Annotated in this window: 13 protein-coding genes; 9 read left to right on the forward strand and 4 right to left on the reverse strand. The window is 66.6% G+C overall.

Features of this window, described 5'->3' with window-relative positions; genetic code table 11:
• Nucleotides 1-23: 23 nt before the first annotated feature.
• From AC1DIO_RS04375 to AC1DIO_RS04390, 4 genes are all read left to right on the forward strand, one after another.
• Complete coding sequence (locus AC1DIO_RS04375) at nucleotides 24-827, forward strand: transporter substrate-binding domain-containing protein (protein WP_441504612.1); 804 nt, start codon at nucleotides 24-26, stop codon at nucleotides 825-827.
• A 69-nt stretch (nucleotides 828-896) separates the two neighbouring features.
• Nucleotides 897-1592, forward strand: coding sequence for an amino acid ABC transporter permease (locus AC1DIO_RS04380; protein ID WP_113516339.1), 696 nt, complete (start codon nucleotides 897-899; stop codon nucleotides 1590-1592).
• Entirely contained in the window at nucleotides 1592-2245 is a 654-nt protein-coding gene (locus AC1DIO_RS04385) for an amino acid ABC transporter permease (protein WP_441488518.1), read from the forward strand. The genes AC1DIO_RS04380 and AC1DIO_RS04385 overlap by 1 nt, the downstream gene beginning before the upstream one ends.
• Nucleotides 2226-2957 (forward strand): amino acid ABC transporter ATP-binding protein, encoded by a 732-nt coding sequence (locus AC1DIO_RS04390; protein ID WP_476769725.1) that lies wholly within the window; start codon nucleotides 2226-2228, stop codon nucleotides 2955-2957. Before AC1DIO_RS04385 ends, AC1DIO_RS04390 begins: the two co-directional genes overlap by 20 nt.
• 115 nt (nucleotides 2958-3072) lie before the next feature.
• Here AC1DIO_RS04390 and AC1DIO_RS04395 read toward each other — a convergent pair whose 3' ends face one another.
• Both AC1DIO_RS04395 and AC1DIO_RS04400 read right to left on the reverse strand, forming a co-directional pair.
• Complete coding sequence (locus AC1DIO_RS04395; protein WP_476853155.1) at nucleotides 3073-4296, reverse strand: mandelate racemase/muconate lactonizing enzyme family protein; 1224 nt, start codon at nucleotides 4294-4296, stop codon at nucleotides 3073-3075.
• Between the two features lie 41 nt (nucleotides 4297-4337).
• A complete protein-coding gene (locus AC1DIO_RS04400; protein ID WP_441504615.1) occupies nucleotides 4338-5291 on the reverse strand; it encodes a dihydrodipicolinate synthase family protein in 954 nt (317 codons plus the stop codon).
• Between the two features lie 112 nt (nucleotides 5292-5403).
• Between AC1DIO_RS04400 and AC1DIO_RS04405 the strand changes: the two genes are divergently transcribed.
• Genes AC1DIO_RS04405 through AC1DIO_RS04425 form a run of 5 tightly spaced genes read left to right on the forward strand, consistent with a single transcriptional unit; the run spans nucleotide 5404 to nucleotide 10578 of the window.
• Nucleotides 5404-6129, forward strand: a complete 726-nt coding sequence (locus AC1DIO_RS04405) for a FadR/GntR family transcriptional regulator (protein WP_441504616.1) — start codon at nucleotides 5404-5406, stop codon at nucleotides 6127-6129.
• Nucleotides 6130-6141: 12 nt separating this feature from the next.
• Nucleotides 6142-7719 carry an ABC transporter substrate-binding protein gene (locus tag AC1DIO_RS04410; RefSeq protein WP_441504617.1) on the forward strand — a complete coding sequence of 526 codons (1578 nt, stop codon included), beginning with the start codon at nucleotides 6142-6144 and terminating at the stop codon, nucleotides 7717-7719.
• Nucleotides 7720-7774: 55 nt separating this feature from the next.
• Nucleotides 7775-8734, forward strand: coding sequence for an ABC transporter permease (locus tag AC1DIO_RS04415; RefSeq protein ID WP_441504618.1), 960 nt, complete (start codon nucleotides 7775-7777; stop codon nucleotides 8732-8734).
• Nucleotides 8734-9636: an ABC transporter permease gene (locus AC1DIO_RS04420; RefSeq protein WP_441504619.1), complete on the forward strand. Its 903-nt coding sequence runs from the start codon at nucleotides 8734-8736 to the stop codon at nucleotides 9634-9636. The genes AC1DIO_RS04415 and AC1DIO_RS04420 overlap by 1 nt, the downstream gene beginning before the upstream one ends.
• Nucleotides 9637-9660: 24 nt before the next feature.
• Entirely contained in the window at nucleotides 9661-10578 is a 918-nt protein-coding gene (locus AC1DIO_RS04425) for a dihydrodipicolinate synthase family protein (RefSeq protein WP_441504620.1), read from the forward strand.
• 154 nt (nucleotides 10579-10732) lie between these two features.
• Here the strand turns inward: AC1DIO_RS04425 and AC1DIO_RS04430 are convergent, their stop codons facing one another.
• Together AC1DIO_RS04430 and AC1DIO_RS04435 are read right to left on the reverse strand one after the other, a co-directional pair.
• Nucleotides 10733-13111, reverse strand: a complete 2379-nt coding sequence (locus tag AC1DIO_RS04430; protein ID WP_476853156.1) for a DUF2339 domain-containing protein — start codon at nucleotides 13109-13111, stop codon at nucleotides 10733-10735.
• A 48-nt stretch (nucleotides 13112-13159) separates the two neighbouring features.
• On the reverse strand, nucleotides 13160-14506 hold the full coding sequence (locus tag AC1DIO_RS04435; RefSeq protein ID WP_476853157.1) for a DUF2339 domain-containing protein: 1347 nt from the start codon (nucleotides 14504-14506) through the stop codon (nucleotides 13160-13162).
• Nucleotides 14507-14518: the final 12 nt, after the last annotated feature.

Below are 14518 nucleotides of genomic sequence, written 5' to 3' on the forward strand. Positions count from 1 at the left end.
AGATCGCAACAAGGAAACGCACCATGAGCCTGTTCAAGAATCTCAGAATGATCGGGATGCTGTTCGCGCTGGGCGCCGGCGCGCTCCCGGCCGCTCATGCCTCGGCCCAGTCGGTCACGGAAATCGTCAAGCGCGGCAAGGTCCGCGTCGGCGTGCTGATCGGCGCGCCGCCCTATGGCTCCGTCGACTCGCAAGGCAATGCGATCGGCTATGATGCCGACGTCACCGCCCTGATCGGCAAGTATCTCGGATTGCCGGTCGAGATCGTCCAGCTGACGCCGCCGGCCCGCATTCCCGCCCTCGAGGCCGGCAAGGTCGACTTCCTCGTCGCGACGCTGGCGCCGACACCGGAACGCGCGAAGGCGGTGATGTTCACCATCCCCTACAGCGCCTTCCAGACCGGCATCTACGCCAAGAAGGGCACGCCCATCAAAGACTGGGCCGATCTCAAGGGCCGCAAGGTCGGCGTCAATCGCGGATCCAGCGTCGAGCGGGAATTCACCAATCGCGAGAAAGAGCTCAACCTCACGATCCTGCGCTTCGAGGATGACGCGACCACGATGCAGGCGCTGTTCTCCGGCCAGGTCGAAGCCATCGCCGGGCCAGACGCCCAGGCGAACGCCGCGATCAAGGCGCGCGGCGAAACCGAGACCGAGCTCAAGTTCGTCTTCGGCATGCAGCCGAACTCGATGACCGTTCGCAAGGACGCCTATGAGCTGAAGCAGTGGCTCAACAACATGATCTACTACATCAAGCAGAACGGCGAACTGAACGCGATCTCCGAGAAGTGGGTCGGCGGTCCGCTGCCGCCGCTGCCAACCTTCTGATCCGTTTCGCATCGTCCCCGCTGCGCAGATCCTGCGCGGCGGGGCCTCGCGCCAGACTGACGAGGGATCATGTCGCTCCAGTTCGAATCCGTACTCGCCGAAACCGACATCATCCTTGACGGGATCATGCTGACGATCGGCCTGTCTGCCAGCGCKATCGTGCTGGGCCTGATCTTCGCGGTGCTGCTTGTCGCGCTGCGCACGCTGGCAGGCCGCTGGGCCGGCATTGCCGTCGATTGCTATGTCGAACTGATGCGCAACACACCGTTCCTGGTGCAGCTCTTCATGATCTTCTTCGGCCTGCCGCTGGTCGGCATCCGCATGTCGGGCACCCAGGCCGCCCTGTTGGCCATGACGCTCAACCTTGCCGCCTATGCGACGGAGATCATCCGCGCCGGCGTCGACTCCATTCACAAATCGCAGCTCGAGGCCGGCCTGTCGCTCGCGCTCAGCAAACGCCAGGTCTTCCAGTATGTCGTGCTGCAACCGGCCTTCGCCCGGGTCTGGCCCGCGCTGTCGAGCCAGTTCGTCCTGATGATGCTGGCATCGAGCATCTGCTCCTTCATCTCGGTGCAGGAGCTCTCGGGCGCCGCGGCCATCATCGAACAGCGGACCTTCCGCAGTTTCGAGACCTATATCATCGTCACCGTGATCTACCTCCTCCTGGCGCTGAGCTTGAAGGTCTTCCTGCTCTGGCTCGGCCAGCGGCTCTTCGCGCCGGTCTCCGGGCTCGCCCGCGTCGATGTCAAGGCGGAGGCAGCCTGATGACCACATTCGGGCTTCCCGAAGCGCTTTTCATCCTGCGCGCTGCCGGCTGGACGCTGGTTCTGACCAGCGTCGCCTTCATCCTCGGCGGGCTGATCGGCGGTGTCTTCGCGATCATGCGGCTCTCCCAAGTCGCCGCGCTGCGCCGCTTCGCGGCCGGCTACATCCTGGTCATCCAGTCGATTCCGGTGCTGATGGTTCTGTTCATGAGCTATTACGGGCTTTCGGCGATGGGCGTGGAACTGCCGCCCTTCCTCGCAGCGTCCGCCTCGCTCTCGATCTATGTCTCGGCCTATCTGGCCGAGATCTGGCGCGGCTCGATCCAGTCCGTCCCCTTCCAGCAATGGGAGGCATCGGCCTCGCTCGCGCTGACGCGCGGGCAGCAATACCGCTACATCATCCTGCCGCAGGCGATCCGCATCTCGCTGCCGCCCACCGTCGGCTTTCTCGTCCAGCTCGTGAAGAACACCTCGATCGTCTCGGTCGTCGGCTTCGTCGAACTCTCGCGTGCCGGCCAGCTCGTCAACAACGCGACCTTCCAGCCTTTCCAGATCTTCACGCTGGTCGCGCTGATCTATTTCGCGATCTGCTTCCCCTTGTCCCGGCTCAGCCGCCATCTCGAACAGGTGATGAATGCCAGCCGTCCTCATTGACGACGTCCACAAGCGCTTCGGCAACCTCGAGGTTCTCAAGGGCGTCTCCCTCACCGTCGAACCCGGGCAGGTCGTCGCCCTGATCGGCCGCTCCGGCTCGGGCAAGAGCACGCTGCTGCGCTGCATCAACGGGCTGGAGGCGATCCAGTCCGGCCGCATCGAGGTTGCCGGACATGTCGTCGACCAGGATCCGAAACACTTGCGCGAATTGCGCAAGGATGTCGGCATCGTCTTCCAGAGCTACAACCTGTTCCCGCACCTGACCGTCTCCCAGAACATCACGCTCTCGCCGCGGATCACGCAGAACGTGCCCCAGGCGCAGGCCGAGACGCTGGCCCGCGAGGTGCTGGCGCAGGTCGGCCTGTCCGAGAAATTCGACAGCTATCCCGACAATCTCTCCGGGGGGCAGCAACAGCGCGTCGCCATCGCCCGCTCACTTGCGATGCGGCCGAAGGTGATGCTGTTCGACGAGGTGACATCCGCGCTCGATCCGGAACTGACCGGCGAGGTTCTGCTGGTGATGGAAAAACTCGCCAAGGGCGGCATGACCATGCTGCTCGTCACTCATGAGATGAACTTCGCGCGCAATGTCGCCAGCACGACCATCTTCATGCATCAGGGCAAGATCTGGGAGAGCGGGCCGTCACGGGAGCTCTTCGCCAACCCGCAGACGCCGGAGCTGCGCAATTTCGTCAGCGCAGGCGCGCATTGATCGGCCGGTCCCAGCGCCCGTCCCCATCTCTCGCGGAAGGGGCCAGGGCCGGACGATCCCTGCCGGAGGAAAAGCTCTGCTTGCGGCGGATATCCGCAGGGTCTGACGCCTCCCATCAAGCGGACCCACCAGACGCGCCACAGTCTTTCCAGTCCTCGTCCGGCGGCGGGCCCCAGTCCTTCAGGACGCAGCTATAGACGGCGCTCGCCTCAAAAGGATAGCGCGCCTCCATCTCCGGCGTCAGCGTCAGGCCGAGGCCGGGCGCAGTCGGGAGCAGGAGCCGACCGTTTTCGATCCGGCCCTGATCGCCGATCATCTCCCGGCCGAGCGGGAAATCGAGCATGGGGAATTCCACCAGCTTGCCACCACCGGCAAAGGCGGCGTGGTAATTCGCCATGATCGCGGCCGCTCCGCCCCAGGCGTGCACGACGACCTCCGTCGCGAGTTCATCTGTCGCGGCAAAGATCTCCATCACCGCGCTGATACCGCCGATCACCGAGGCGTCGGGCTGGACGAAGGCATAGGAGCCGGCACGCATGCGCTCGATCATTTCCTTCGGCGTCGTGATGATCTCGCCGCCGCAGACGGGAACGTCGATGCGCCGGCGCAGCTCGCGAAAGGCCTCGGGGCTGTCGGGGCCGACGGCCTCTTCGAGGAAGAGCATGCGCTCAGCCGTCCTGCCATGCACGGCCTCGACGAAGGCGACGACATCGTCGACGGGCTGCGGCGGATCGGCCAGATTCTGGCACATGTCGACGCCGACCCTTATGCCGCGCCTGGCCGCTTCCTCCAGCACCCAGACGGTCCGCCAGATGTCGGCCTTGAGCGAGCGGATCTTGTAGATCGCGATGCCCTTCGCGCCGAGCAAGTCGAGTTCGCGGATGAACTGGTGCCTCGCGTCGCAGCAGCCGCCGCTGCCATAGATCGGGATGGCATCGCATTGGGCGCCGCCGAGCAGTTCATGGACGGGCAGACCGAGGCTCTTGCCCCTGGCGTCCTGCAAGGCGCTCTCGAACGCGCTGATGACATGGCGCGCCGCGCCCTGGAGCGACCAGTAATCGCAGAGCGAGCGCAGGTCCCTGACCCGGCGCGGAATGTCGAAGCCATCCTTGCCCAGCATCAGCGGCGCGCAGAGATCGACGATCGATTTGAACACCAGCGGTGCGAACACGGCGATATAGCCTTCGCCGAGGCCAGTCACGCCATTGTCCAGCGTCACCTCGACCATGCCGATCGTCCGCTTCGGTCCGTTCGGGAAACAGGCCCTGATCTCGCGCTCATCGGCATCGGCATAGGGCGAACTCAGCAGGACGCAGCGAACCCCGGTAATCCTAGGCATGGCACTCCCTCGCTTCGCTACCGGTCAGGGCATGGTTAGGTTCAGCGCGCGTCCATGATCTCGGGCAGCATGCGCCGGGCGATCGGCCTCAGCCGCTCCGCCTCGGCCGCGTCGATCCAGCGATAGGGCCGGCGCAGGCGCGGCCCGACCGGCGCCCAGTTGCCGATGGCGGCGAGCAGCTTGTCGAGCGCGGCGTTGGAATAGCCGTGGTCGCGCCGGAACGGCAGAATATGCGCATCCATGAAAGCGCAGATGCGCTGCTCGATCTCGCGGGCGGCGCCGATATCGCTCAGCATCATCTCGGTCCAGGCTTGCGCGCCGCGCGGGCTGAGGCAGGCGACATTGGAGAAGGCGCCGGCTGCGACCCCGGCCTCGACACCGGTCGCAAGATGGTGGCCGGGCAGGTAAAGCGCCCAGTCGTCCAGATGCGCCTGCGCTTCGGCGTACCAGTCCGCATCGCCATCGGCGAGCTTGATGCCGACGACCTGCGGCACCTGCTTCAGCACGGCCCCAAGCGTGGCCGGCGACAGGACACGCTTCGCGTGCGGCGGGTTGTAGAGCACGAGCGGGATGTCTCCCGCCGCCTCGGCGGCCATCTGCAGGAAGTCCACGGCCTCGGGATCGCTGACCGGCCACCAATCAGGCAGGATCACCTGGATTCCGTCCGGCGCATGCGCGACGGCGCGTCTCAGCCGGTCAAGTGCGACACTCGGATCGGGCTGGCAGGCGCCAATCACGAAGGGCATGTTCGCGCGGCTGCAGCGCTCGGCCAGGATACGCTGGATCGCGTCGAATTCGGCCTCGGTCTGGTTGTGGCACTCGCCGGCCGTGCCATTCGAATAGATGCCGTCGACCCTGGCGGCGATCAGCACGTCGATCTCGTTGGCGAGCCGCGACAGATCGATCCCTCCATCCGACTCGATCGGCAGCAGCAAGGTTGCCCAATTGCCGCGCAGCGCGCCCCACCTGCCCGCCCGGTCGAGCTTTCCCGACATCGTCGTTTCCCCTCCTGCCGACTTGTTGACTTCACGGATATCCTACAAGTAGATATCGTTCAACAATCGGGCGGAAGCCGCCGGCGCTCTCGGGCGCGGCCGGTGCCACAGGATGAGGTCGAAGACCGTGACCCGGACGATCAGGCCCCTGGTGAAGCCGCAATCGCTGCACGTCTCCGTGCTGGAAAGCGTCAAGGCCTATATCGACGAGAGCGGCCTGCCTCCGGGCAGCCAGCTTCCGCCGGAGAACGACCTCGCCCAGCAGCTCGGCGTCAGCCGCAACTCAGTGCGCGAGGCGGTCAAGGCGCTGGAATCGGTCGGCATCGTCGAGACCAGGCGCGGCATCGGCATCTTCGTCAGCGACTTTTCCTTCGCTCCGCTGCTCGACAACCTCGCCTTCGGCCTGCGCGGCAGGCTCGATGATTTCGAGGAGCTCCTGACCATTCGCCGCGCGCTGGAAGGCGCGCTGATCGGCAGGACGGTGCAGGTGATCGGCGCCGACGACATCGCCGAGTTGCGCGCCCTCACCGCAAAGATGAAGGCCAGGGTCGATGTAGGAGAGAGCTTCCTCGAGGAGGACCGGCGCTTCCACCGCACCTTGTTCCGCTGCCAGAACAACCAGCTGCTGCTGAAGCTGCTCGACATTTTCTGGCAGGCCTTCGTCAAGGCCTCGGATTTCATCAATCTCGAAAATCGCGATCCGGTCGCAACCTGGCGCGATCACCACGAGATCGTCGAGGCCGTCGCGACACGCGACGCCGAGACGGCGCGCGAGCGCCTCGACCACCACTATCACGGCATCTCAAAAATAATCGCAGCCAACAAGGCGGCGAGCTGATGGGAGGTTACGATGACCATGAGGACGTATCGTAGGGCGCTGATCGGCGCCGCGTTGCTGGCCGGCACGATGATGACGCCGGCCATCGCCCAGATGAAGACGATCACCGGCGGCTTCGATGTCGGCCCCGGCGGCCTGCAGGGCAATTTCAACCCGATGACGGCGCCGGCCGGCTACACTTGGCTGAGCACCTATTTCGAGCCGCTGGTGACCTATGATGCCGGCTTGACCAAGCTCGTGCCGGCCCTGGCGACGAGCTGGGAGATCAGCGACGACAAGCTGAGCTACACGTTCAAGCTGGCGCAGGAGACCTGGCATGACGGCCAGGCCTTCACGGCCGACGACGTCAAGTTCACCATCGCGCTCAACAAGAACCCGAAGACCGCGAGCCTGCTGTCGGCGCGCCTGGCGGCCATCGACAGCGTTGAGGTCAAGGACCCGCGCACGGTCGTCGTCAGGCTCTCCAGGCCCGACAACGCGCTGATCGTCAGCCTGACCAAGATGATGATCCTGCCGGCGCATGCGCTTTCGGCGATCGCACCGGAGGACATGGCGAAGAACGTGCTCTGGTCGACGAAGCCGATCGGCACCGGCCCGTTCAAATTCGTGCGCTACGAGACCGATCGCTTCGTCGAACTCGCCGCCCATGAGAGCTATCGCGGCGGCAAGCCCAAGGTCGACCGGCTGATCAACCGCTATTTCGCCAATGCGGCCGCGGCGATCTCGGCGCTGCGGGCCGGCGAAATCCAGTTCACCTATATCGAGTCCGACGACGTCCCGACCTTCAAGGGCAACAAGGATTTCACGGTCATCGAAGGCGCCTCCTATGTCGCCAACTATATCGGCTTCAACAACCAGGTGCCGCTCTGGAACGACATCCGCGTCCGCCAGGCGGTGATGCATGCGATCGACCGCAACGCGATCATCGACAGCCTCTACAAGGGTGCCGCCAAGAAGGCCGATTGCGGCTATGTCGAAGGCAGCCTGATCCCGAAGGGGCTCGACGCCTATGCCTACGACCCGGCCAAGGCGACGCAGTTGCTCAAGGAAGCCGGCTGGGACAAGATCAACGGCACGAAGCCGATCACCTGGCTGACCTATTACAACAACCCGCTGACCGCCAATGTCATGGCCGCCGTCCAGTCCATGCTCGCCCAGGTCGGCATAAATGTCGTGCCGCGCGCCCTGGACCCCGCGGGCTATAACGCCATCGCCATGTCGCGAACGTCGAACCCGGCCGATTTCCCGCTGGTCTATGCCGGCCTGCAGAACGGCCCCGACCCCGGAACGCTCAATCTCGGGCTGAACGAGAGCCAGATCCCGCCCGTCGGCCAGAACTTCCTGCAGATCAAGATCCCCGAGCTCAATTCCGCGCTGAACGCAGCCGTCGCCGAGACCGATCAGGCCAAGGCGACGACGAAATACCAGGACGTCTGCGCCGTCATGAACAAGACCCTGCCCTGGGGCACGATGTGGGTCGCCAATCGCTATGGCGTCGCCTCGGTCAAGCTCAAGGATTTCGTCTGGACGCCGGCGCCGGGCGGCGGGCCGTTCGCGGCCACGCCGGAAAAATGGTCGATCGCGCCCTGAGCCGGCGGGAGGGCCGAAAAGGCCCTCCCTCGTCCCTTCGACGACGGACTGACCCATGCTTGGCTTCTATCTGAAACGGCTCGCCGCCGGCCTGATGATGCTGATCGCGCTCAGCATCCTGGTCTTCGTGCTGCTGCGCCTGGCCCCCGGCGACCCGGTCGACGCCTATGTCAATCCGCTGGCGCCGCTGAGCCAGACCGAGATGGACGCGCTGCGCCAGCGGCTCGGCCTCGACCGGTCCTGGCCGGTGCAATATTTCGCCTGGCTCAGCGCGGCGCTCGGAGGGGATCTCGGCTACTCCATCGACAGGGCCGGCGTGCGCGTGCTGCCGCTGCTGGTCGAACGCACCGGGCCCACCTTGCTGCTGATGCTGAGCGGCCTCGCCATGGCGATCGTGTTCGGCATCACGGCTGGCGTCATTGGGGCGGTCAAGCGCAACTCCGCCATCGATATCGGGCTCGGCCTGGTCGCCTTCGTCACGATCTCGACGCCGGCCTTCCTCAGCGCCCTGCTCGGCCTCTATGTCTTCGCGGTCGTGCTGCGCTGGGCTCCCTCGGGCGGGATGCTGACGCCGGGCGCGCCCTTCTCGCTCTCCGACCTGCTGGCCCATCTCATCCTGCCGGCTTCCCTGCTGGCGGTGGTCTATTCCGCGCTGTTCATGCGCTACATGCGCTCCTCGATGATCGAGGTGTTGAACCAGGATTATCTGCGCACGGCGCGTGCCAAGGGCGTCGGCGAATTTGCGGTCATCGTCAGGCATGCCCTGCGCAACGCCATCCTGCCCGTCATCACCCTGATCGGCTCGACCATCGGCATCGCCATCGGCGGCGCGATCTTCATCGAAAGCGTTTTTGACTGGCCGGGCATGGGGCTCCTGATGGTCAAGGCCGTCGAGACCCGCGACTACCCCGTGATCATGGGCGCGACGCTGCTGATCGGTGCCGGCGTCATCCTGGTCAACCTTCTGACCGACCTTGCCTATGCGGTGGTCGATCCGCGCATCCAGGTGAGATAATGAACGCGGATGCGCCGATCGCCGCGAGCGCGGTCCCTCTGCGAGGCAGCAGCCGGAGCCCGCTCCAGCGCGCGCTCGGGCGCTTTCTTCGCAATCGCGCGGCGATCGCGGGAGTGCTCATCCTGGCGCCCGTCCTGCTCGCCGTGCTGACCTACCCGCTCTGGTGGCGCCATGCGCCCAACAGCATCGATCTGCGGGCGCTGAACTCCGGGCCGACGGCTTCCCATTGGCTCGGCACCGACGGCGTCGGCCGCGATACGCTGGCCCGCCTGCTGCAGGGTGGGCGGATCTCGCTGCTGATCGCCTCGGTCTCGGTCGCGATCTCGCTTTGCGTCGGCTTCGTCGTCGGCGCGGTTGCGGCGTTCGGCGGGCGGGCCCTCGACGGCGTGATCATGCGCCTTGTCGATCTCGCGATGACTCTGCCGCCGGTCATCCTGCTTCTGGTGCTCGCCTCGATCACCGGCACGGGCATCCTGCCGACGATCTTCGTGATCTCCCTGCTCTCCTGGCCGGTGCTCTCGCGCATGGTGCGGGCGCGCCTGCTCGAGCTGCGCGAACGCGATTTCGTCGTCGCCTCGCGCGGCTTCGGGGCCGGTCTCGGGCACCTGCTCTGGCGCCATGCCCTGCCGAACTCGCTCGATATCCTCGTGGTCTACGCCACCGTGCAGGTCGCCAATGCGATCCTGCTCGAAGCCGGCCTCTCCTTTCTCGGCATGGGCATCGTCCCGCCCGAAGCGAGCTGGGGCAACATGCTGAGGGCCGCGCGCTCGACCGTCGTGCTGGAACTGCACCCCTGGCAATGGATGCCGGCAGGCGCCGCGCTGGTCGCCACCGTACTCGCCATCAATTTCATCGGAGACGGGCTTCGCGACGCCTTCGATCCCCGCGCCGACATCACCTGATCAACGCAGAGAAAGTTTCGGTCCATGGCACGTTTCCACGGTGTGGTTCCCCCGGTCGTCACCCCGCTGACGCGAGATTTCCGGGTCGATTACCCCTCCTTCACCCGGGTGATCGAGCATCTACTCGAGGGTGGCGTCGACGGGCTCTTCGTGCTCGGATCGACCAGCGAGGTCGTCTTCCACGGCGATGACGAGCGCCGCAGGATCATCGAGCATGCCGTGAAGATCAATAACGGCCGCGTCCCGATCTTTGCCGGGGCGATCGACCCGACGACCGACCGCGTCATCCAGCACGCCAGGGCGGCTCAATCGGCCGGCGCCGATGCGCTGGTCGTGACCGCCCCCTTCTACACCCGCACCAACCAGGCCGAGACGATCGACCATTTCCGCTATGTGCGCGAGGCGGTCGACTGCCCGGTGATCGCCTACGACATTCCCGTCTGCGTCCATATCAAGCTGGAGCGCGCGACGACCGTCACACTCGCCCGCGAAGGCACCGTGGCCGGCCTGAAGGATTCCAGCGGCGATGACGGCAATTTCCGTTTCGTCCGGCAGGATCTCGCCGACATGCCGGATTTCTTCGCGATGACGGGCTCCGAGATCGTTGTCGACAACGCCGCGCTGATGGGCGCCCAGGGCGTGGTCCCCGGTCTCGCCAATGTCGACCCCAAAGGCTACGTCAAGCTCTGGCGGCTCACTCAGGCAGGCCAATGGGACGAGGCCCGCAACGAGCAGGAACGGCTCTGCCGCCTGTTCGAGATGGTCTGGATCTCGCTCGGCCGGACCAGCGCCGGCTCGGCCGGCGTCGGCGCGTTCAAGACGGCGATGCAGCTTCTCGGCATCATCGACACCAACACGATGGCCCGCCCGCAACGCTCCCTCAACGCCGAGGAAGCGGCGGCGATCAAGGTCATCCTCAGCGAGACCGGCCTTCTCGGCTGATCCGAGGACGGTCGCAGCTCTCCCCAGGAATGCGGCTGCGGCAGCAACCGCGTTACATCATCGGACAGGAAATCGTATCCGATCCGATGATGTGATCCTTTGTGTTTGCATCGGCTTTTCCGAAAAAGCGCAATCCACTTTTGGGGCTGATGCTTTAGCCCCCTTCCGTTGCGGCCCCGCTTTCCCGGATCGCCGCGCCCTGCTGCGCATTCTCCCGCTGCAGCAAGCGCTGATAGGCGAGCCCGATGCCGACCAGGCTGGCGCCGAGGCCGATGAAGGAGAGCGCCCGCAACAGGCCTTCCAGCCCGGACATGTCGACCAGAAAGGCCTTGCAGATCGCGATGGTGACGACCGCAAGCGAGGCCAGACGCAGATCCTTCGATTGCAAGCGGAAGCCGAGCGCCAGCAGCGCGACGCCATAGAGCAGGATCGCCGCCGAATAGGCGTAGAGTTCGGTCGCACCGATGCCGTCGGCCAGGAGATCGGGGCCGACGAACCAGCGCCGCACCTCGATCAGCACATAGGCGAGCGCCCCGATGATCGCCGTGCCGCCGAAGATCCGTCGCGGCAGGGCCGCCGCAACGAATTCGCGCGTCCAGCGCGCCGCAGCGAAAGCAAGCAGCGCGGGCATGAGATAACCGACCAGGGCATTGTCGAGGATGAACAGGCCCGCCAACGGAACCTCGCTCAGCAGCGGATTGGCGACGACGCCCGAGAGAACCGCGAAGACGGCGCAGGAGGCGATCGCCGCGCTCTCCGGGCGCAAGGGGACAGCGCGGCCCTGGATCGTCACCGTGCCGGCGATCATCGCCGCAATGGCCATGATGAAAGCGATCGCGGCGTAGCAGCCGGCCTCGGCCAGCGTGACCGGCTCGCCTGAGACCAGCAGCGGACCATGGAAGCCGTGGCGCAGCAGCAGGAAGGCGCAGAGCGCCGTGCCCGCCCATGCCGTCCACGCGAAGGCCCGGCTGATTCTGGGCCGCGCATCGCGCAACCAGAAGGCTGCGCCGGCAAAGGCGAGCACAACCGCGCCATAGCCCCAGAGGATGCGGTTGAAGATGATGGGGCCGGAGACGCCGCTCTGGTCGAACAGCGGATTGCGGACGATGCCGAGCGCCAGGGCAGCCCAGCCGACGGCGGCGAAAGCGAGCACGCGCAGGACCCAACGGGTGACGCGGTTCTGCGCCGCCTCGTGCCAGATGCGCGCGGCTGCAGTGAGGGCGAGCAACGTGATCGTCACGATGACTGCCTCGATGAAGCCGACCGTTTCGACCGAGCGCGGCGCCAGTTCCGGGCCGGCAAAACCCTGCCGGACGATCAGGACGGCGCCAAGCGAGACCAGCACCGCTGCGCAGGCGGTCAGGCATTCGCCGATGCGCGAGCGCGCCTGCCCGCGATCGAGCCGGAAGCCGAGCAGGCCGAGCGCGCCGCCGGCAAGGACATAGAAAAGGAGCCGGTTGAAGATCGGAGGCCCGAGCACCGCCGTGCCGTCGAAGAGCGGATTGAGCAGGCCGCAGAGCCCAGCGAGGCTGAGCAGAAGCAGGAGGGCCGCCGTGATATCGGCCGCCGGCCGCAAGACGCGCCCGCCCAGGCGGCGCGCCAGGACCTGCAGTCCAGCGCCGATCAGGCCGAGCGCCACGACATGGGCGACAGCCTCCTCGAACAGGCGGTTTCGCGGCAGGCCGGAATAATGGCCGGCGATCAGCCTGATGTCCGGGACGAGCTCGGGGCCGGCAAAGAACTGCCGGATCTCGAGCAGGATGAAGGCCGCGCCGAAGAAGGCCGCCAGGGCCTCAAAGACGCTGCGCGGCCGGTCCTGCTTGCCACGCAGCGCCAGCGCGCCGATCGCAAAGCACAGGGCCGGCCCGGCATAGGCCGGGATGACCCAGTTGACGAGCGGCCAGGAGCCCATGTCGGAGACGATCGGCTGCCAGACCAGGCGCGCGAGCGCCGCTGTCGCCAGGGCGGCAGACATGCTGCGCAGAAGCGGGATCGGCCGCAGGCTGGCGATGATCGCGACGCCGGCCGCCGCGACCGCAAGCCCGACGACGAGCCAGGTCTCGCGCAGGGCAAAGGCGACGGCGAGGCCAAGTGCGATCGCGCCGCCGGCGGCATAGGCGGCCGAGCCGATCAATGCCAGCGGGTTTGTCCGGGAGCGCGTGCTGCGCCGCTCGACCGGCAGCAGCAATTCGGAGGCGGCGAACAGGGCGGCAGCAAGCAGAAGCGAGAGCGCCGCAAAGCCCGTCGAGCGCTCGAAACCGTTGCTCCGGAGCGCCGTCGCCAGCAGCAGGCAGATCGGCCCGAGCGCGGAGGCGAAGCCGAGGCAGCCGCGGATGATGAAGCCGCCGGCGCCGGCGCCCTTGCGCGGGAGCAGTGCGTAAAAGGGCAAGCCGCCCACGATCAGGGCGAGTAGCGCCGCCGTCCACCGGATGCCCGGCCCGGCATTGCCGGTGATGCTCAGCCTGACGATGTCGAGGACGATGTCCGGCGAGAGCCCGAAGGCGCCCTGCACGTTGGGCCAGAGCAGAACCATGCCGGAAGCGGCGGCCGCGGCGAGCGGCGCCAGCGGGGCAAGATCGCCCTACCGGACGGCTGAGATGCTGGCGACCAGCACGGTCGTCAGGATGGCGAGATGCAGCATGACGGGCCCGCCATCGGCAGTCCACAGCACCCCGGACAGGACCAGCGGCGTGGCGATCGCGGCAAGGCCGATGCCGTCGAAGCCGGCGACCGGCCAGGCGCTTCTGGCTGTGCCGCCCTTCAGTTTCGGCCATTCCTTCAGAAGCACGAGCGCCAGCACAGCCCCGACGACGAGCAGGAGGGATGACCAGGTCGGGCTCTCCCCGGACAGCCCGATCAGGGCTGTCCAGATGCCATGGCCGGCGATGGCGCCAAGCGTCACCACGCGGCTCGGCTGCCACGCATGGATGAGAAAGGCGACGGCCGTGACGAGGGCGAGGAACACGGATAGCGCCGGAAAGTTCGGCGCGCTGCTCGCGACCAGCAGCGGCGTCGCGTAGGAACCGACCAGGCCGAACAGGCCGAGTACCGGGCCGTGGAGCAAGGACGCGGCGAGCGCCGCGAGCCCGATCAGTCCCATCAGCGTGAAAGCCAGGGCCGGCCCGATGAAGCCGTGGATCGCATGGGCCGCGTAGACGACGCCGAAGCCGCTGAGCACGCTGACGCCGGCGAGAACCGCAGGGATATTGGCCCCGCCGAGCCGGCCGAGCGCGCCCGGCCTCTCGCCGAGATGGGCAAGTCGATCGCTCCGCCTGAGATACTCGCTGGCCACGGCTGCAATGAGGGAGAAGGCTGCGCCCATCAGCAGCCGCATGCCGGGGCCGAAGACGCCGGCCTCGATGGAATAGCGGACCAGGAAGAGCCCGCCGAAGGCGAGCGCAATGCCGCCGACCCAGACGGCCCAGCGCGAACCGATGGCCTGCTCGAAATCGCGGCGGGGCGCGGATGGCACAGGTTCAGGCGTTGCAAAGGCATCGAGCGACGGCGGGGCCTCGGCCTCCGCGTCCCGCGCCAGCTCCGTCATCGCGGCGGCCTGTTCCAGCGCCAGCGCGTCGGCTGCGAATGCGTCGGCAGGCTGCGGGGCGGCGAGCATGGGATCCGCCGCGGTCTCCAGTGGCGTCGGCGGCACGGCCTCGGCCGTGAAGGTTGGATCCTCTGCCGGGGCAAGCTCGCGATGCAGCCATTCCGCAGGGACGGCCTCGTCCTCTGCCTCGGCCTCCGCCTGACCGGTTTCGCCGTGGGCTTCGCGGAGCGTGGAGAGGGCAAGCCGGAGCTGGTCGATCTCTTCCTGCTGCTTTGCGACCAGGGCCAGCGCGCGATTGGCGCGCGAGAGGGAGGAGAAGGCGGCCCAGGGAATGGCGATGAGGAAGCCAATGACGGCAAGGCCGAGAATCACCAGAGCTTCCAAGGCAGGCCCTCA

It is taken from the genome of Allobosea sp. 05T439 (genome assembly GCF_056396005.1).